The following is a 17610-nucleotide window of genomic DNA, read 5'->3' as shown; positions in this document are numbered from 1 at the left end:
TTAATGTTGGCTGCTATAAAGTCATTTTCACGCCATCAACGGTATGCACTTCTTTGTACATAGCGTCGACCTGCTCACGTGTTTCTACCGTTACAGTGAAAGACAAGGATACATAGTTCCCGTCTCGACTCAGCTTCGAGGTTGGTGAGTAATCGTTTGGCGCATGACGGTTAACGACTTGGGCCACTTCCATATCAATTCCTTCACGGTGGATCGCCATGACTTTAAAACAAATTTCGCACGGAAATTCCCACACTTGGTCACGATCATACTGTGTCATAACTTAACCTCACCACTTATTTCACCTTGATATAACTGCTCTTTCAGCTGTTGATAATAGACATACATTCGACGCCAGACAGGGCCTGCAACGCCATCGCCAATTATAACACCATTTACTTTAACCACTGGGCGGATTTCTTTGGTCGAACTTGAAAGCCATATTTCATCGGCCAATTCTAGCTCATGCTCAGGGATTGGGCGTTCTTCATAGCGAATACCGTTTTTGCGGGCTAAAGCCAAAATAAACTCCCGCGTGACGCCTGCTAACAACTGTTCACTTAACGGTGGCGTAATCATCACTCCATCACGCACGATAAAAAGATTGCTCGATGTTGCCTCGTTCGCCTCACCATTGCGCACTAATATGGTGTCATCAGCGCCAGATTCAAGCGCTTTTTGCTTGAGCATGCAGTTTGCCAATAACGTAATCGCTTTAATGTCGCAGCGCTGCCACCGAATATCTTCTTCGGTAATAACGGAATAACATTTAATATCAGCTACTTGCCAGTCTTTTTGTACCGGTGGAAGCGGCGATATCATGGCCATAACCGTCGGTTTATCCAGCTCTGGAATATCGTGGTGGCGGTTTATATAGCTCCCCCGAGTGACCTGCAGATATATTGAAGCATTATCGAAATCATTACGCTCGATTAATTCTTGGCAAATCTTTAACCAAGCCTGCTCAGTTTGCTCGAAGGACATTAATATTGCGTCCAAGCTTTTATGTAAGCGATTGATATGATTGGAGAATCGGAAAGGCTTCCCAGCATAAACTGGTATCACCTCATAAACCCCATCGCCAAACAAAAAGCCCCGATCTAAGACCGGGACTGTTGCTTGTTCTAAGTTAAGAAACTCACCATTTAAATAGGCTATAGACATACACTCAACTTATTTCAATTAGTTATATACCGTGATCTTAGGATCGACACGGTGTTAGTCTTCAAACCATAGCGCCATCGAATCCCACATACGTCCAAAGAATCCCGCTTCTTCGACATTATCCAGCGCTACCATCGGCAAACGTTTAACGACCTTATCGCCCATATTAAAATATACTTCACCGACCACTTGGCCTTTTTTAATAGGAGCCATAAGCTTTCCGTTTAATTTGTAATTCGCTTTCAGCTCATCTTTTTCACTTTTCAGAACCGTTAACACTGCGTCCTGAGCTAAACCAACGCCTACTTTCTCTTCCTCACCTTTCCAAACCTGAGCTTGGTTTAATGCTTTACCGCCGGCAAAGGCTTTAACGTTGGTATAAAAACGGAAGCCGAAGTTGAGAAGTTTACGACTCTCGCTAGCTCGAGCGCCCATACTGTCAGCACCCAGCACCACCGAAATTAAACGCATCCCTTGCTTTTCCGCTGATGACACTAAGCAGTAACCGGCCGCTTCAGTGTGCCCCGTTTTAATACCGTCGACGCCCAACGTTGTATCGCCCAACAATTCGTTGCGGTTTTTTTGCGTAATGCCGTTATAAGTAAATTCACGCTCAGCGTATAGGCTGTAATCTTCCGGGAAGTCGGCGATTAAAGCACGCGCCAATTTAGCCAGGTCACGGGCAGTTGAGATATGGTTCTCATCCGGCAAACCCGTGCTGTTCATAAAGTGCGTACTGTTCATGCCCAAACGCTTTGCATATTGGTTCATCAGATCGGCAAACGCTTCTTCGCTACCCGCAATATGCTCGGCCATGGCAATACTCGCGTCGTTACCCGACTGCACTACGATTCCGCGGTGTAGGTCATCCACGCTCACGTATTTGTTGACTTCAACAAACATCAGCGAGCCACCACGCAATTTGGGATTTTGCGCCCAAGCATTTTTACTGATGAGTACCTGATCTTCTAGGCTAATATTTCCCTTATGTAACTGATCCGCAATAATGTAACTGGTCATCATTTTGGTCAAACTGGCTGGCGGCAAAGGCTCATCCGCTGCTTCTTCCATGATCACGTTACCTGTTTCATAATCCATCAGGATCCAAGAACTGGCAGCCACGTTAGGCTTTCTAGGTTGAATAGCATTGGCCACATTCGAAGCGACCCAAAGGGCAACTCCCACGATTACTAACAGGACTGAATAATTACGTTTCATCATTGCTTCTACACTATCTACTTAACTAAAATTTAATTATTAATCAGTGACTTATTAATCAGTCACGACTCGAGGTGTACCAAAACTATATTGCTTTAACTGCGATAAAATCGCTTCCGCTGCACGCGCATCATCCAGCGGGCCAATGCGCACTCGGTGCAACTTCTGGCCGTTTACATTAACGGGCGTCAGGCTGATCGGCTGTTTAAAATATTCACGCAAACGCGAGGCTAAAGTATCGGCACGCATTTCATCAGAAAAAGCACCCACCTGAACAAACAACTTGGCGTTATCATGCTGCTGTTCCATCGGTGGAATTTCTAATTCACCATCGGGGTTGACTGCTTTTTGTGGGCCACCAGGCGAAGCCAACACTGTTACTTCCACGCGGGCCGTGCCGTGGTGATCGTAGCCTAGCTTTTTAGCTGCCGCATAGGACAAATCGATAATGCGATTTTTAACAAAAGGACCACGGTCATTAATTTTCACTATCACAGAATCGCCAGTATCAATATTAGTTACTCGCGCATAACTGGGTAGCGGCAAGGTTTTGTGAGCAGCAGTGTATTGATACATATCATACACTTCGCCCGACGAGGTTCTGCGGCCATGAAACTTTTGACCATACCAACTCGCAATACCGGTTTCCGAATAGCCAGAACCGCTCGACAGCACGTGGTACACCACGCCATCAACTTCATAATAAGGCGGGTTACCGAAAGGGCTTTTTTCTTCCACCCTTGGCGTTGGCTCTTCGATTGGACCATCTTCAAACGAACTCGCCGTTCCGTCTGGTGCATAATCTGGAATCTTACGATCGGCTGCGCTACCGTAAGCCGGTGCATCATCTTCAGCACTTGCACCACCACTTGTAGTGGTACAGGCACTTAAAACGCTCAAAGCGCCGATCAAACTCACTAACTGAACACTTCGCTTCAATATCATATCTAGTTACTCTAACGGCTATGATTCATTGTTAGCTTTGCTAACTGCAGGTGACGATTTCTTTGCTTGCGCCTTTTGTTGCTGAACATCATATTCGGCAAGAATTTCTTGGCTTAACTGATGCACAGCCATGGCATACATAGGGCTACGATTATAGCGTGTTATGACATAAAAGTTGTGGAAGCCTAACCAGTAATCGTAACGATTCTCTTGCTTATAATGGTAAACACCCGCGATATCCTGATCTTTAGCTTTTCCTTGATAATCCAAACCGGCTTTTTTTAGCTGAGCAACAGTAAACTGCGGTTTTAGCTTGGTATTTTCGAACTGCTTGGCCAATTTTGCGTCGATATCCACAAACTCTGCAACCGGCTCGCCCATGCGCCAGCCGTGTACACTGAAATAGTTTGCGACACTACCGATAGCGTCAGCCTTGTTGTCGAACAAATTGATTTTACCATCGCCATCAAAATCCACTGCATAGTGACGGTAAGAAGTCGGGATAAACTGCCCCATGCCCATTGCTCCAGCATAAGATCCTTTCGGCTCTTCCAGTTTCCAACCTTGCTCGCGAGCCAATACAAAGTATTCAGCTAGCTCTCCGGCAAAAAACTTAGCACGCTTCGGGTAGTGGAAGGCCAAAGTGCTAATCGCATCAAGCACAGGATAACTACCTTGAATGCGACCATAATATGTCTCTACGCCAATAATGGCTGTGATGACTTCCGCAGGAACCTGATACTTTTCTTCCGCACGCTTTAACAATTCTTGATTGTCTTGCAGAAACTTTACACCTTGTTTGATGCGCTTTTGCTGAATAAAGATCGGGCGGTATTCATACCAATCTTTCCCTTCAGCAGGTCGGCTAATCGCATCAAGGATACTTTGGCGCTTCTCAGCTTTGGCCAATACCGTTGAGATATAGCTTTCGGTAAAGCCATGTTCTTTTGCCATAAATTGAGCAAAGGCTTTCGGCTCAGTCGGCGCTTCGCCAGCTGTTGCCTCAAGACTGCAGAGGCCAAGCCCAGAAGCCAGTAACACTGTTGCTATTATTTTTTTCATTAAATTCTCCTACAATGCAGAGCCAAAACAACACATTATTCGTCTAAATACAGCGCGTCTGTTCGCAGATTGCGCGGAAATTTAAGCCGAGTGTAGACGTCGATGAGTTTGAATCGACATCAATATTCCAAAGCTTGCCATCAAAGTGACAATCGAGGTTCCACCATAACTAATCAGCGGTAATGGTAACCCGACCACCGGTAACAAGCCACTGACCATCCCTATATTTACGAACAAATAAACAAAAAAGGTTAGGGTCAAAGCTGCGCCTAGCAAACGACTAAAACTGTCTTGTCCTTGCAGGCTGATATAGAGCCCTCGCCAGATAACAAACAAATATATCGCGAGCAAAATAATAATGCCGATTAAACCAAACTCTTCGCCCAGAACCGCAAAAATAAAGTCGGTATGACGTTCCGGTAAAAACTCTAATTGGGATTGAGTTCCATTGAGCCAGCCCTTCCCATAAAGTCCGCCAGAACCGATAGCAATTTGCGACTGGATAATATGATAACCCGAGCCCAGTGGATCGCTTTCAGGGTTTAAAAATGTCAGTACGCGCCCTTTTTGATACTCCTCCATAGTGAAGTACCACATGATCGGTGCCAAAATTGCTGCGATACCAAGCGCACTGACAATGTACTTCCAGCGCAGTCCCGCAAAAAAGATCACGAAGAAACCGGACGCAGCAATCAATAACGAAGTTCCTAAGTCCGGCTGAATCATAATCAACACAGTAGGAGTTAACACCAATGCTAAGCTGATGACTAAATGCTTAAAGCTTGGTGGTAACGCTTTATCCGCTAAGAAAGCCGCCACCATAATAGGCACAGCCAGCTTCATAATTTCCGAAGGCTGGAAACGAACACCTATATCAATCCAACGCTGCGCCCCTTTGCTCGACTCTCCAAAAAAGAGAACCGCCAACAAAAAACCAATGCCTACCACAAAGAATAGTGGCGCCCATTCTTTAAGCGTCCTCGGCGAAACCTGCGCCAACATTAGCATCACCACCATGCCGGCGCCGAATCGAACCAGTTGCTTTTCAACCAGCGCCAAACTTTCGCCACCAGCGCTATATACCACCAGTAAACTAAAGCCCATCAGCGCACAAAGTCCAAACAGCAGTGGCACATCAATATGCAATCGCCACAGTAAACTGCTACGAGCTTTATGCGTATTGGCAGCACTAGTTCGTAGCGCCATCACTGTTCTCCTCGTCGTTGGTTAGCTCATCGCTTTGCTCTGGCTTTAACGCTTCAAGCAGGTAGTAATCCATGATTTCTCTAGCCAGTGGTGCAGCATTTGAGCCGCCACCACCGGCATTTTCCATCATCACCGCTAAGGCTATTTTCGGCTGTTCAAAAGGAGCGTAACCGATAAATAGGGCATTATCATGGAATTCTTCTGCTATTTTTGTGGCATCGTACTCCTCATCCTGAGCGATACTCTTAACCTGTGCCGTACCGGTTTTACCCGCGACCACATATTCAGCGTCAGCAAAAGCACTTCTCGCCGTTCCCCTTGGTGGCTCAGCGACTTTTTTCATGCTTTCTTTTACTAAATCGAGCCAGCTACCATCGCCAGTATTAATCTGGTGATAAGACATCACCGGCGTATTCGACTGGTAGCGGTTGTCTTGCGAAAACTCTTTCACCAATTGCAAATTGTAGCGAATGCCATCGTTCGCCAATACCGCCGTGGCGTTCGCTAGTTGCAGAGGCGTTACCGTCCAAAAACCTTGTCCAATGCCGATATTAACGGTATCGCCGTTATACCAAGGCTCGCCTCTAGCCGCTCTTTTCCACTCGCGCGACGGCATAATACCAATCTTTTCCTCGACGATATCAATCCCCGTTTTTTGACCGAAGCCAAAGCGAGTCATGCCCTCGTGAATTCGGTTAATCCCTAAACGCACCGACAAATCGTAAAAGAAGGTATCGCACGACTCGACAATGGCCTGCATCACATCGACTGTAGCGCCATGGCCCCATCGCTTCCAGTCACGATAGCGGTGGTCATTATTCGGCAATGAAAACCAACCCGGATCAGCAATTCGAGTATTTGGTGTAATGACACCATCCTTGAGACCGATAAATGCTAAGTGTGGCTTAATAGTAGAAGCTGGTGGATAAGTCCCCTGAACCGCGCGGTTATAGAGCGGGCGCTCAGGCGTTAATAATTTTTTATAATCTTTACTCGAGATACCCCCAGTAAACATATTGGGATCGTAGGCGGGCTGGCTGACCATCGCTAATACACCACCGGTCGATGGGTCGACGGCTACGACTGCGCCTCGCGCGCCCAACTCGTTCATTAGCTCAGTAATCTTTTGCTGCAAACCTAGGTGAAGGTAAAGATGAATATCTTGTCCTGCTTGTGGCTCTTCACGCTCTAATACGCGAACAATTCTGCCTCGAACGTCGGTTTCAACTTTTTCGCTGCCTACTTCGCCATGTAGCCTATCTTCATAATAACGCTCGAGCCCAAGCTTACCTATCTTACTGGTGGCGGCGTAACGCAGGCGAGTCACACCCACTTCCCGGTTCGCCTCTAAATCCTTCTCATCCATTCGCACCAACTCTTCCTGAGTGATGGCGCCCATCCGTCCAAGCACATGCACCAAGGTGGCACCATAGGGATAATAACGCTCAAGACGCGCCTCAACGCTTACGCCTGGGAAAAAGTGTTGGTTGGCCGAGAATATCGCAACTTCTTCTTCCGTTAAGTTGGATTTGATGGCGTAGGAATTAAATTTTGGACGAAACTTAACCTGCTCTAAGAACTTCTCAATGCGCTCATCTGGGATTTGAAAGAAATCTCTTAACCGTTCAATGGTATCTTCCATATCACCCACTTGCTCTGGCACGATCTCCAAAGCAAAAATAGAGCGATTCTGCGCTAACAGCTTACCGGTTTGGTCGTAAATCAACCCCCGAACTGGCGCCACTGGTTGCACCCGAATACGGTTATTTTCAGACTGGGTTCGGTATTTTTTATGGTCGATAACTTGCAGTTTGAATTCGCGCGCGATGAGGAAGCCCATAAGGCCAACGACAATAACTAAAGCCACCACACAGCGCACGAAAAACATTGAAGTTTCTCGCCCGACATCTTTAATGGCTTCACGTCTTTTTAGCATAAATTATGGGTTAACCGTCTTATTGCGACTTTATTAGAAACTGTTTCTGTTGTGTTATATTCGGCTTACTGCTCACCTCTATCGTAGACAGCTTGTTAGGCACTATTCACGATGATAAGGATGATTAACCGTCACCGACCATGCTCGATACAATGATTCAGCAATGATAACTCTTACCAAAGGGTGTGGAAACGTCAGGTTAGACAACGATATTTTTTGATTGGCGCGCTCAAGGCAAGCAGGCGCCAACCCCTCCGGGCCACCAACAAACAACACAACGCTTGGGTGATGTTGCTGCCAGTGCTCAATCTGTTGCGCTAGCTGAGGCGTCGATAACTGCTTACCTTTAACATCCAAAGCAATCACCCAGTCACCACTCGAAACGTGGCTAAGCATCGCCTCACCTTCTTTATCGGTTAACCGTGCAATATCCGCATTCTTTCCGCGTTTGACCGCCGCAACCTCGATCAGTTCCAGCTGAAAGTCCCGTGGGAAGCGACGCGCATATTCATCATAACCTCGCTCAACCCAATCAGGCATCTTTTGACCAACCGTGATTAACCGCAATTGCATCTTTGAGTCAGCCCTTATGTAAGACTTTTTTTCATGAATATCGACTCGCCTATGATAAAACTACAAAACTTAGTTTGAGCGAGCCTCTTTCCAGTTTGGATCCCACAACTTTTCGAGCTGATAGAAATCACGAGTTTGGGCAAGCATGATATGGACCACAACATCGCCCAAATCCACCAGCACCCACTCAGAGACGTCATCACCTTCCACGCCAAGCGGCATAACGCCTTGATCCTTCATTTCACTAACCAAATTATGCGCTACGGATTTAACGTGACGGTTAGAAGTACCGCTCGCTACGACCATATAATCGGTCACTGAGCTTAGTTCACGCACGTCTAACACACTGATATCTTTAGCTTTTAGGTCTTCTAGTTGTTCTACAACAACGTTTTTTAACTGCTCAACTTGCATTGATTACCTTAATTTTTACGGTTTAAGCCATATAGGCCATACTGATTCATATAGTCTAGTATACCATCAGGCAATAGAAATCGGGGTGAAAAGCCTTGATTTATTTGCTCTCGAATATAGGTCGACGAGATATCCAACTGCGGCATCTGACAGAACCCAACCCTGCCGTGGCTATAGTGTGGCAACTGCTCGAGGCTATTGAGCGCGTGCTTTTGATAAAAGTCAGCCACTTCGCCTTCACGCGGTAGTTCGCTGCTTGGTCGCCCTACCACCAAAATATTTGTTAGGTTTATTAACTCTTGCCACTGATACCATTGATTAAGCTTGGCAAAAGCGTCAGTACCCATTAAAAACACGAGGCAAGTATCCGCTTTTCCGGCGTCTTTTAATTCTTGTCGAATCTCGCGCAAAGTGACCACGCTATAGCTTGGCTCTGTGCGGTTTAGCTCACGGCTATCAATGGTTAGCTGTGGGTATTTTCCTAAGACCAGCTCCAGCATTTCAATGCGCTGCTGTGCTGAAGCGCCAGGCTCTGGGCGATGTGGTGGGTATGCGGCTGGCATTAAAGAAACTTTGGCTCGCGGGAAGCGGTTTAACATTTCCTGCGTCATGCGCAGATGGCCGAAATGCACCGGGTCGAAAGTGCCCCCCAGGATAATATGCATTGGCTTATTTTTTGCTGCTGAAGCTGGTGACATCAGCTCATCCCTAATTGCTTTTTAAGATGGCTTAAACCTTCGCTAGCGGCAGTAGAGGTTTGCGTTGAAGCTGGCTGGCTTGGTGCTGTTGTTTTTTTAGCTCTAAAGGGATTCACCCCAGCGATCAGACACACCACATAAGACAGCTCTTGCCAAACATCGATATCTGCCTGACCTTTAATGCCTTTATCGATCATGGTTAATCGCTGAATCATGGCATACCACTTCTTAACGCTTCCTTTGGATAAGGCAACTTGAAGAATCTTTTGCTTTTTTGGCCACACACGATTGGCTTTAAAGATTTCTGCCATGGGTGTGCCTTTTGCCATATCTTCTGACCACTTGGCTAAACTTTGGCATTCGCGCAATAACTGATTAACGATGGGTAGCGGATAAGTTCCTTCTGCCTCAATACTGGCTAACATGCGTAGCGCTCGCTCAGCCTGACCACTCAAGCAAGCGTCGCCAAGCTCAAACGTAGAGTAACGAGCGTTTTCGCCCACATAATCGCGAATATTATCGCCTGTGATAACGTTGCCTTCGGCGAGTAGCGACAACATTTGTAAATCCTGATGCGCGGCTAATAAGTTACCTTCGCAGCGCTCAATTAAAACCCCAACTGCGTCATTATCGAGCTGCACTTGCAGGTTCGTGGCTCGCTGGCGCAACCAGCCACCCAATCGCTCAGCAGGAATTGGCCATACCTCAACCACAATTCCAGTCTGCTCTAGGGTTTTAAACCAAGACGTTCGTTTTTCATTAGCCAACTTAGGGGCAACGATTAATAGCACATCGCTTGCCTCGCTATTAATAAAACTTTGAATCGCTTCGCCTTGGGCTTTTTTAATGCTTTTATCGAAGCGCCACTCGAGCAAGCGACTTTCAGCGAATAGCGACATAGTGCCCGCCTGGTCCGTCAGCGGATTTGAAGCATTGGTGTCTTCGATAATTTGGCGCTCAAGGATTCCCTGTTTTTTGCAGTGTGCGCGAATTTGGTCAACCGCCTCCATTTTTTGCCAAGCCTCATCACCAGCAACCAAATAAACTGGAATCTGTCTATCAAGACCCGTTTGGTTTAATGTTTGCTGTAATTTTTCAGGGTAGACTTTCACGATAACCTTGGCAGTTGAAACTGCAAATTAAGAGTGTGGTTTCAGATGAAGCGTGGTCGCCATTTGCAATAACAAACGGTTAATCACATCTTGATGCATATCATCGACCAAACGCTGCTGCTCATTGACCTGCCCAGACTCTAAGGTACGCTGATAGGCGAATTCGCGGCGACTGCTTAAGGTTTGAGTCTCGGGTTCGCCTTCGGTCACCATGCTCGGAGTAAGCAGCTGATATTTTAGGGTAAATATTAGCTCCAACTCGCTCGCTCGGCCAAAACTATCACGCGCCACAGTTCGCTTTTCAGTGTCATAACCGACCACCGCTAATTGCATCTGGGAATCTTCAGCGGCATCCACCAGCTTCGCGCCCTGCGACGTTAAGCGTTGCTTTAGGGTTCGCTCAAAGTTTGAGTTCGGGGTTTTACTTAACACCCAAATCTTAGCGTTATCAAGCTCTGTACCAGCACCACGCAACTGAAAGCCGCAAGCAGCGACTAAGCTACAAGCGACTAACATTATGAGTAATATACGAATCTTCATCAAATTCCTAATGTCTTCTTAGGGCTACAAGAGCTGCTAATTAGCAACAATATTAACCAGTTTACCCGGAACCACAATCACTTTGCGAATGGTGTTGCCGTCGGTAAACTTTTTCACATGGTCGTCGGCTAACGCTTGTGCTTCGACTTCATCTTTCGAGGCACTGGTAGCAACCGTGATTTTGGCGCGTACTTTGCCGTTCACTTGTACCACGATGAGCTTTTCGTCCTGCACCATGGCGGCTTTGTCGGCAGTTGGCCACTTAGCATCGACCACATCAAGACGCTCAGCATCATCCACCAAGTCGCCAAGAGCTAACCACAGCTCTGAGCAAATGTGTGGCACGATAGGCGCCAACAATAATACCGCTGTTTCTAATGCTTCATGTAATACAGCACGATCTTGCTCCGACATTTCCTCGGATTTGGCCGCATGATTCAGAAGCTCCATCACCGCAGCAATCGCGGTATTAAAAGTATAACGACGAGCGTAATCATCGGTTACTTTAGCAATGGTTTCATGAGTCTTACGTCGCAATGCTTTTTGATCTCCATTCAAGCTTGCCACATCGAGCTTAGCCACTTTGCCTTTTTGTTGATGTGACTGCACAATCTTCCACAAACGACGCAAGAATCGCTGTGAGCCTTCAACCGCAGAATCCTGCCACTCCAAAGACTGATCCGGTGGCGAAGCAAACATGGTGTATAAACGCATTGTATCAGCGCCATATTGATCCACCATCGACTGTGGGTCGATACCGTTGTTCTTAGACTTCGACATTTTGGTCATACCGGCGTGGGTGACTTGGTTACCGTCTTTATCGACCGCCTTTATCACCTGACCTTTGTCGTCACGCTCTAGAACTTCAACCTCTAGCGGCGACACCCAATGACGCGCGCCTTTGTCATCAACATAATAATAAGCATCGGCCAACACCATGCCCTGACACAATAGCTTTTTCGCTGGCTCGTCAGAATTCACTAAGCCCATATCACGCAACAACTTGTGGAAGAAACGGAAATACAACAAGTGCATGGTAGCGTGTTCAATACCACCAATATACTGATCCACTGGAAGCCAATGATTGGCCTTCTCAGGATCAAGCATGCCGTCTTCGTAATTTGGGCAGGTAAAGCGCGCGTAATACCAGCTCGACTCCATGAAGGTGTCGAAAGTATCGGTTTCACGAATGCCTTCAACACCATCAACCACCGCTTTTTTCCACTCTTCGTCAGTGTTCAGCGGGCTAGTGACACCATCCATCGTTACGTCTTCTGGCAGGCGTACAGGAAGCTGTTCTTCTGGCGCAGGAACGACCGAGCCGTCTGGCATATTAATCATCGGAATTGGCGCGCCCCAATAACGCTGGCGCGAAACGCCCCAATCGCGTAGACGGTAGTTGACCGTTTTGTTGCCTTTACCGAGCGATTCTAATTTTTCAGCAATAGCATCGAACGCTTGCTGAAATGGCATCTCCGAAAACTCATCCGAGTTAATCACGATGCCTTTTTCAGTATAAGCCGCTTCGCTAATATCTAGCTCAGAACCATCGGCAGGCTTCACCACCGCAGCTTTGTCGATGCCGTACTTTGTCGCGAATTCATAATCGCGCTGATCATGTGCCGGAACCGCCATCACAGCGCCGGTGCCATAGTCCATCAAAACAAAGTTCGCGACCCAGATTGGAATCTCTTTACCGGTCAGCGGATGCTTAGCATATAAGCCAGTCGCCATACCTTTCTTTTCCATGGTCGCCATTTCGGCTTCCGATACCTTGCTGTTTTTACACTCATGCACAAAATCAGCAAGTTTTTCGTTTTTCTCAGCTGCCATCGCTACGATCGGATGCCCCGCAGCAACCGCAAGATACGTCACGCCATACAAAGTGTCTGGGCGCGTGGTATAAACACGTAAATTCTCACCTTCAGAAAAATCGAACTCAACCTCAACGCCTTCCGAACGGCCGATCCAGTTCTTCTGCATGGTTTTGACCATCTCAGGCCAACCCTCAAGCGTCTCCAGATCCTGCAATAACTCTTCCGCGTACTCAGTAATTTTAATAAACCACTGTGGAATTTCTTTCTGCTCAACCGGCGTATCACAGCGCCAGCAAGTACCGTCCACCACCTGCTCATTCGCCAAAACCGTCTGATCATTCGGGCACCAGTTGACCGACGAGGTTTTCTTATAAACCAAGCCTTTTTCATACAATTTCGTGAAAAACCACTGCTCCCAGCGATAATATTCAGGCTGACAGGTCGCAAATTCACGATCCCAATCAAAAGCAAAACCTAACGTCTGCAACTGACCTTTCATGTACTCGATATTTTCATAAGTCCAAGGTGCAGGCGAGGCATTATTCTTTACCGCCGCATTTTCCGCCGGCAAACCAAACGCATCCCAACCAAACGGTTGCATCACATTTTTGCCCTGCATACGCTGGAAACGCGAGATCACATCACCAATCGTATAATTGCGCACATGTCCCATGTGTAAGCGACCACTCGGGTATGGAAACATACTCAAGCAGTAATACTTCTCTTTAGAAGCATCTTCGACCGCTTTAAAGGTTTGATTTTTTTGCCACTTCTCTTGAATTTTCCCTTCAATTTCAGAAGGTTGGTAGTGCTCAGTTAGTTGCATTGTCTGAAAATCTTTAGTTATTGAATATGATTAGGAGGAAACAGGCCAAAAGCCCCGCACAGCCTCAAACTACAAGCTGTTAATGTTACCTGACAGGGGGCATAGCAACAAGGTTAATTGTTAGGGTTTACTAGGTTTAGTGGCCTGATGTAGCCTTTAGCAGTATCACTGGTTGTCACTCCCGTGGCGGCGAAGGATCTTTAGATAGGGCAAATATGATTAAATCTAATCACTATACTTAATGTCATGTGGTTTCTTCTTTTACGTTCATTTTTTGAACGAGCAAAAAACGAACCAAAAAACTCGCCCCAAAAGTTAGGCCCTAAAGGGCAAACCCCAGCACTAAAAATTATTTACGTGCCGCAAAACGAAACATCCTTGTTTCGTCTTTGCTAAATTGGGCTGTCCTGCCCAATTTGCCCTATAATTTCAAATGATGAGGCTAACTTTTATGGGGAAATTGGTGCTAATTTAAGTTGTGTTATGCACCGCAGACTATAAACCCAGAATTTAATCTTTATGCTCTTCTCTCAACTTGTCCCCGTACCAGAATAAATAAAGGAGGCCAGTAAAGGGCAAGTATATCCAACAGAAAAAACCGAACAGTGTATCCCAGAAAGTAGTAATCGAGCTTTCCCTAAATATCAATTCAATTACGCTAAATAACACAAAAAATATTACTGATAGGTAAAGGCTTTTTAACCAAATCGGCTTATCTTTTTTAAATTTAATATTCAATAGTAAAACGCCTAAGGAGCCACCAACAATACCTTCAAATAAACCATCCATTATTGTTCCCTGTAAACTCCCCTCAAACCAAACGCCACTCCCAACAAACCAATAACCAACACCAATAACGTCCAATAGCCGTACTGCAAAAACCAGGTGGGTTTATTATCGAGAACAAATGCTCCTGCGAGAACTTTACGTTCGAAGCGTGGGATTTGTTGCATCACACGTCCGTTTGAGGCGATGACGGCGGTAAGGCCATTATTGGTGCCGCGGATTACGGGAAGGCCTGTTTCGATGGCGCGCATTTGGGCGATCTGGAAATGTTGCAGGGGGCCCCAGCTGTCGCCAAACCAAGTGTCGTTGCTGATGGTTAGAATTGCGGTGAATTGGTCTTGGGATTGTTTGCCAAGCCCTTGTATTAGGCCTGAAAAAGCTATTTCGTAACAAATCGCAGGTACTAACGCTGCTTTTTCGGTACGTAGTGGTGCTTGCTCAGGACTACCTGGCGTAAAACTCGACATTGGTAAATTAAAAAAGTCGATGGCGCCACGTAAAAGCTCGGTAAATGGAATGTATTCGCCAAAAGGGACTAACTGTTGCTTATGATAATGCTGGGAGTCTTCACCGAGCAGGCGCACCCCTGAGTAGTAAATTTTGCGATTATCGGGCTCATGCATCGGTATCCCCGTAATAAATGTGCTACCCGACTCTTTAGCTTTCCCTTCGAGCTCAGACATTAAACCTGGTACTCTGTTTTCAAACGCTGGAATGCCACCTTCAGGCCACACCACCAAATCCGCGCCCCAATATGCATCGGTTTGTTCGAACAGACCGTACATGATCTGATTAAAGTATTCCGAATTCCACTTAATATGCTGATCGACGTTTGGTTGTACTAATGCAATCGTCAGGGTTTGCTCTTTGCTTGGAGCTTTGGAAAACATATACAGCGTGGCCATAAAAGGAATCAGCAACACCGTTAAAATAGGGATTAGAAAGCGCCGTAGTTGTGCGTAACCCTTGGTCGCCACTACTTCAGATAATAAGCAACTTAGGATAACCACAAATAAAGTAACGCCATGCACACCGAGGAAACCTGCTAAACCCTGCATTAAAGCTTCGGTTTGGCTGTAACCCGCATATAGCCACGGGAAACTGACAAATCCAGAGCCTCTGGCAATGTCTAAACCAATCCAGAAGACACTGAATAGCAATACTCGCGAGACAAGTGAGTACTTACTAAAGAGCTTCTGCATGACCCAGCCAAGAATACTGTAGAACAAGGCTAATATCATGGCGAAGACAATGGTCAGCGTTACCGCTAACCAGGGTGCGGCGTTACCGAAGGTGTTTATCGATACATAGACCCAAGAGACGCCGGCAATAAACACACCAAAACCGTAGCCCCAGCCAAGACGAAAAGCCTGTTTAGGCGTTTTATCGGTCAATAGCCACCAGAAGGCGCCTATAGAAACTAACGCCAGCGGCCACCAGTTCAGGGGAGCAAACGCTAAGGGATAAACGGCTCCCGCGATTAAGGCAATAAAAAATGCCAGCCAGCCGTTCGGACTGGCAAATTTTTGTGTCATTGTTGGCTCTCTAAAATTTTTTTATCAGTTTAGATTGTAGTACAGAACTTGAAGCCAGCTCCATATTATCCCCTTAAAAGTTAGCCTCAGGACTCAAAAATTATAGGGCAAATTGGGCAGGACAGCCCAATTTAGCAAAATCGAAACAGGAAGTTTCGTTTTGCGGCACGTAAATAATTTTTAGTGCTGGGGTTTGCCCTTTAGGGCCTAACTTTCAGGGGCGAGTTTTTTGGTTCGTTTTTTGCTCGCCAAAAAATGAACGTTGGAAATAATACCCCAAAAGCTATTATCACCTTATCCCAACGCTCAGTATAAATTCAAAGAAAGAAGACCATTAAGAACTCTGTTCTTGCGCCAGAGGCTTGACTCTAAGTAGATGAACTCGACGCTGATCAGCGTTCAAAACCGTAAATTTAAAGTCCCCCATTTTAATCGTTTCTTCTCGCTGTGGCATGTGACCGAACTTATTAACAAGTAAGCCACCGATGGTGTCAAACTCTTGATCTGGGAAGTCTGAGCCTAAACGTTCGTTGAAGTCTTCGATATCCGTTTGCGCTTTAATGATGTATTCACCATTCGAGTGCAACTTGATATTGCTTTCTTCATCATCGATATCAAACTCATCTTCAATATCGCCGACAATTTGCTCTAGCACGTCTTCAATGGTCACAAGGCCAGATACACAACCATACTCATCCACCACAATTGCCATGTGATTGCGTTTTGAGCGGAATTCCGTCAATAGCACATCGAGGCGTTTACTTTCTGGGATGATGTAGGCTGGGCGTAAAATATCTTTAATATCAAACTTTTGGCTGCCGTTTTCATCATAAGCATAACTTAAAAGCTCTTTAGCGAGCATGATGCCTTCGATGTCATCGCGATTCTCACCAACCACAGGATAGCGTGAGTGTTGAGTTTCGCTGACAATCGGCAGAATTTCCTGCAAGGAGGCATCTTCATGAATAACATTCATCTGCGAGCGCGGGATCATAATATCGCGCACCTGCATTTCAGCCACCTGTAAGACCCCTTCCATCATTGCTAAGGAGTCAGTTTTTATCAGTTTATCGTCTTTTGCGACCCGCAACACTTCAACCAGTTGCTGGCGATCTTGAGGTTCAGATTGGAAAATATCGAAAATTCTTTGGAGAAAACTCCTCGACGGAGGTTTGTCATCGCTCATGGCGCTCGGTTGTCCTCTAGTTGCCAAAACATAGTATAAATAGTTGATTAATCAATGATATAGGGATTGTTTATCCCTAGTTCGGCTAAAATTTCAGCTTCTAAAGCTTCCATAATTTCAGCCTCTTCATCTTTTATATGATCGTAGCCCAATAAATGCAAGCACCCATGTATCACCATGTGTGCCCAGTGGTCTTCGAGCTTTTTCCCTTGCTGCTCTGCTTCTTTCGCCACCACCTCGGCGCAGATAGCAAGATCGCCTAAAACCTTCTCTTCAGGTAGCATCTCTTGCAATAGTTCTTGCATTAACTCAGGCGGTAAGCCCTCAGGCAGTTCAAAGGGAAAGGATAAAACGTTTGTCGGACGATTTTTACTACGAAACTGATGATTCAGCTCCTGGCTTTCATCGCTCGACACAATACGGATAGTTAAAGCCGTCGGCTTTTGGTTATTTAACACCTTGCTAACGGCGGCTTGCGCCCACGCTGAAAACTGTGCCTCTTTTGGTAAGCTCCCTTGTGGCAAGCTTTCAGCATCAACGGCAATTTGTAGTTCTAAATCCAAAGTACTCATTAACGATGCATCAACAATGG

The 17610-nt window shown here is 46.2% G+C and carries 17 protein-coding genes; all 17 read right to left on the bottom strand.

Annotation, left to right across the window (positions count from 1 at the left end):
- Nucleotides 1–13: 13 nt before the first annotated feature.
- The 17 genes from DL796_RS05290 to ybeY all read right to left on the bottom strand — a co-directional run bounded on the left by DL796_RS05290 (nucleotide 14) and on the right by ybeY (nucleotide 17590).
- A complete protein-coding gene (locus DL796_RS05290) occupies nucleotides 14–280 on the bottom strand; it encodes a YbeD family protein (RefSeq protein WP_110200608.1) in 267 nt (88 codons plus the stop codon).
- Nucleotides 277–1164: an aminotransferase class IV gene (locus DL796_RS05285; protein WP_110200607.1), complete on the bottom strand. Its 888-nt coding sequence runs from the start codon at nucleotides 1162–1164 to the stop codon at nucleotides 277–279. Before DL796_RS05285 ends, DL796_RS05290 begins: the two co-directional genes overlap by 4 nt.
- 54 nt (nucleotides 1165–1218) lie before the next feature.
- Nucleotides 1219–2382, bottom strand: coding sequence for a D-alanyl-D-alanine carboxypeptidase family protein (locus DL796_RS05280; protein ID WP_196597970.1), 1164 nt, complete (start codon nucleotides 2380–2382; stop codon nucleotides 1219–1221).
- Between the two features lie 54 nt (nucleotides 2383–2436).
- Nucleotides 2437–3327, bottom strand: a complete 891-nt coding sequence (locus DL796_RS05275; RefSeq protein ID WP_110200605.1) for a septal ring lytic transglycosylase RlpA family protein — start codon at nucleotides 3325–3327, stop codon at nucleotides 2437–2439.
- Nucleotides 3328–3345: 18 nt separating this feature from the next.
- Nucleotides 3346–4389: a lytic murein transglycosylase B gene (gene mltB / locus DL796_RS05270; RefSeq protein ID WP_110200604.1), complete on the bottom strand. Its 1044-nt coding sequence runs from the start codon at nucleotides 4387–4389 to the stop codon at nucleotides 3346–3348.
- 81 nt (nucleotides 4390–4470) lie between these two features.
- The gene (gene rodA / locus DL796_RS05265) at nucleotides 4471–5595 is read right to left on the bottom strand and encodes a rod shape-determining protein RodA (RefSeq protein ID WP_110200603.1); all 1125 of its coding nucleotides are present in this window, start codon (nucleotides 5593–5595) and stop codon (nucleotides 4471–4473) included.
- On the bottom strand, nucleotides 5579–7531 hold the full coding sequence (mrdA, locus tag DL796_RS05260; protein ID WP_196597953.1) for a penicillin-binding protein 2: 1953 nt from the start codon (nucleotides 7529–7531) through the stop codon (nucleotides 5579–5581). The genes rodA and mrdA overlap by 17 nt, the downstream gene beginning before the upstream one ends.
- Nucleotides 7532–7633: 102 nt before the next feature.
- Nucleotides 7634–8104 (bottom strand): 23S rRNA (pseudouridine(1915)-N(3))-methyltransferase RlmH, encoded by a 471-nt coding sequence (rlmH, locus tag DL796_RS05255; RefSeq protein WP_110200602.1) that lies wholly within the window; start codon nucleotides 8102–8104, stop codon nucleotides 7634–7636.
- Between the two features lie 69 nt (nucleotides 8105–8173).
- Nucleotides 8174–8518, bottom strand: a complete 345-nt coding sequence (gene rsfS / locus DL796_RS05250) for a ribosome silencing factor (RefSeq protein ID WP_110200601.1) — start codon at nucleotides 8516–8518, stop codon at nucleotides 8174–8176.
- An 8-nt stretch (nucleotides 8519–8526) separates the two neighbouring features.
- Entirely contained in the window at nucleotides 8527–9216 is a 690-nt protein-coding gene (gene nadD / locus DL796_RS05245; RefSeq protein WP_227592975.1) for a nicotinate-nucleotide adenylyltransferase, read from the bottom strand.
- Nucleotides 9216–10328 carry a DNA polymerase III subunit delta gene (gene holA / locus DL796_RS05240; protein WP_110200600.1) on the bottom strand — a complete coding sequence of 371 codons (1113 nt, stop codon included), beginning with the start codon at nucleotides 10326–10328 and terminating at the stop codon, nucleotides 9216–9218. The genes nadD and holA overlap by 1 nt, the downstream gene beginning before the upstream one ends.
- 27 nt (nucleotides 10329–10355) lie before the next feature.
- Nucleotides 10356–10868, bottom strand: a complete 513-nt coding sequence (locus DL796_RS05235) for an LPS-assembly lipoprotein LptE (protein ID WP_227592974.1) — start codon at nucleotides 10866–10868, stop codon at nucleotides 10356–10358.
- A gap of 36 nt (nucleotides 10869–10904) precedes the next feature.
- Nucleotides 10905–13511, bottom strand: coding sequence for a leucine--tRNA ligase (gene leuS / locus DL796_RS05230; protein ID WP_110200598.1), 2607 nt, complete (start codon nucleotides 13509–13511; stop codon nucleotides 10905–10907).
- 510 nt (nucleotides 13512–14021) lie between these two features.
- A complete protein-coding gene (locus DL796_RS05225; protein ID WP_110200597.1) occupies nucleotides 14022–14300 on the bottom strand; it encodes a hypothetical protein in 279 nt (92 codons plus the stop codon).
- Nucleotides 14300–15832 (bottom strand): apolipoprotein N-acyltransferase, encoded by a 1533-nt coding sequence (gene lnt, locus DL796_RS05220; RefSeq protein ID WP_110200596.1) that lies wholly within the window; start codon nucleotides 15830–15832, stop codon nucleotides 14300–14302. The genes DL796_RS05225 and lnt overlap by 1 nt, the downstream gene beginning before the upstream one ends.
- A gap of 334 nt (nucleotides 15833–16166) precedes the next feature.
- Nucleotides 16167–17018, bottom strand: coding sequence for an HlyC/CorC family transporter (locus DL796_RS05215; protein WP_110200595.1), 852 nt, complete (start codon nucleotides 17016–17018; stop codon nucleotides 16167–16169).
- A 47-nt stretch (nucleotides 17019–17065) separates the two neighbouring features.
- Nucleotides 17066–17590: an rRNA maturation RNase YbeY gene (ybeY, locus tag DL796_RS05210; protein ID WP_110200594.1), complete on the bottom strand. Its 525-nt coding sequence runs from the start codon at nucleotides 17588–17590 to the stop codon at nucleotides 17066–17068.
- Nucleotides 17591–17610 lie beyond the last annotated feature (20 nt).

Origin of the sequence: Kangiella spongicola (assembly GCF_003194565.2) — a bacterium.
Taxonomy (GTDB): domain Bacteria; phylum Pseudomonadota; class Gammaproteobacteria; order Enterobacterales; family Kangiellaceae; genus Kangiella; species Kangiella spongicola.
Note: the sequence above shows the minus strand (reverse complement) of the source record. Positions and strands in the feature narration are given on the sequence as shown.

Excerpts from the sequence above, each read along its gene's own strand:
- DL796_RS05290 (WP_110200608.1), bottom strand. The coding sequence starts at position 280 with ATGACACAGTATGATCGTGACCAAGTGTGGGAATTTCCGTGCGAAATT.
- DL796_RS05285 (WP_110200607.1), bottom strand. The coding sequence starts at position 1,164 with ATGTCTATAGCCTATTTAAATGGTGAGTTTCTTAACTTAGAACAAGCA.
- DL796_RS05280 (WP_196597970.1), bottom strand. The coding sequence starts at position 2,382 with ATGAAACGTAATTATTCAGTCCTGTTAGTAATCGTGGGAGTTGCCCTT.
- DL796_RS05275 (WP_110200605.1), bottom strand. The coding sequence starts at position 3,327 with ATGATATTGAAGCGAAGTGTTCAGTTAGTGAGTTTGATCGGCGCTTTG.
- mltB (WP_110200604.1), bottom strand. The coding sequence starts at position 4,389 with ATGAAAAAAATAATAGCAACAGTGTTACTGGCTTCTGGGCTTGGCCTC.
- rodA (WP_110200603.1), bottom strand. The coding sequence starts at position 5,595 with ATGGCGCTACGAACTAGTGCTGCCAATACGCATAAAGCTCGTAGCAGT.
- mrdA (WP_196597953.1), bottom strand. The coding sequence starts at position 7,531 with ATGCTAAAAAGACGTGAAGCCATTAAAGATGTCGGGCGAGAAACTTCA.
- rlmH (WP_110200602.1), bottom strand. The coding sequence starts at position 8,104 with ATGCAATTGCGGTTAATCACGGTTGGTCAAAAGATGCCTGATTGGGTT.
- rsfS (WP_110200601.1), bottom strand. The coding sequence starts at position 8,518 with ATGCAAGTTGAGCAGTTAAAAAACGTTGTTGTAGAACAACTAGAAGAC.
- nadD (WP_227592975.1), bottom strand. The coding sequence starts at position 9,216 with ATGTCACCAGCTTCAGCAGCAAAAAATAAGCCAATGCATATTATCCTG.
- DL796_RS05235 (WP_227592974.1), bottom strand. The coding sequence starts at position 10,868 with ATGAAGATTCGTATATTACTCATAATGTTAGTCGCTTGTAGCTTAGTC.
- leuS (WP_110200598.1), bottom strand. The coding sequence starts at position 13,511 with ATGCAACTAACTGAGCACTACCAACCTTCTGAAATTGAAGGGAAAATT.
- DL796_RS05225 (WP_110200597.1), bottom strand. The coding sequence starts at position 14,300 with ATGGATGGTTTATTTGAAGGTATTGTTGGTGGCTCCTTAGGCGTTTTA.
- lnt (WP_110200596.1), bottom strand. The coding sequence starts at position 15,832 with ATGACACAAAAATTTGCCAGTCCGAACGGCTGGCTGGCATTTTTTATT.
- DL796_RS05215 (WP_110200595.1), bottom strand. The coding sequence starts at position 17,018 with ATGAGCGATGACAAACCTCCGTCGAGGAGTTTTCTCCAAAGAATTTTC.
- ybeY (WP_110200594.1), bottom strand. The coding sequence starts at position 17,590 with ATGAGTACTTTGGATTTAGAACTACAAATTGCCGTTGATGCTGAAAGC.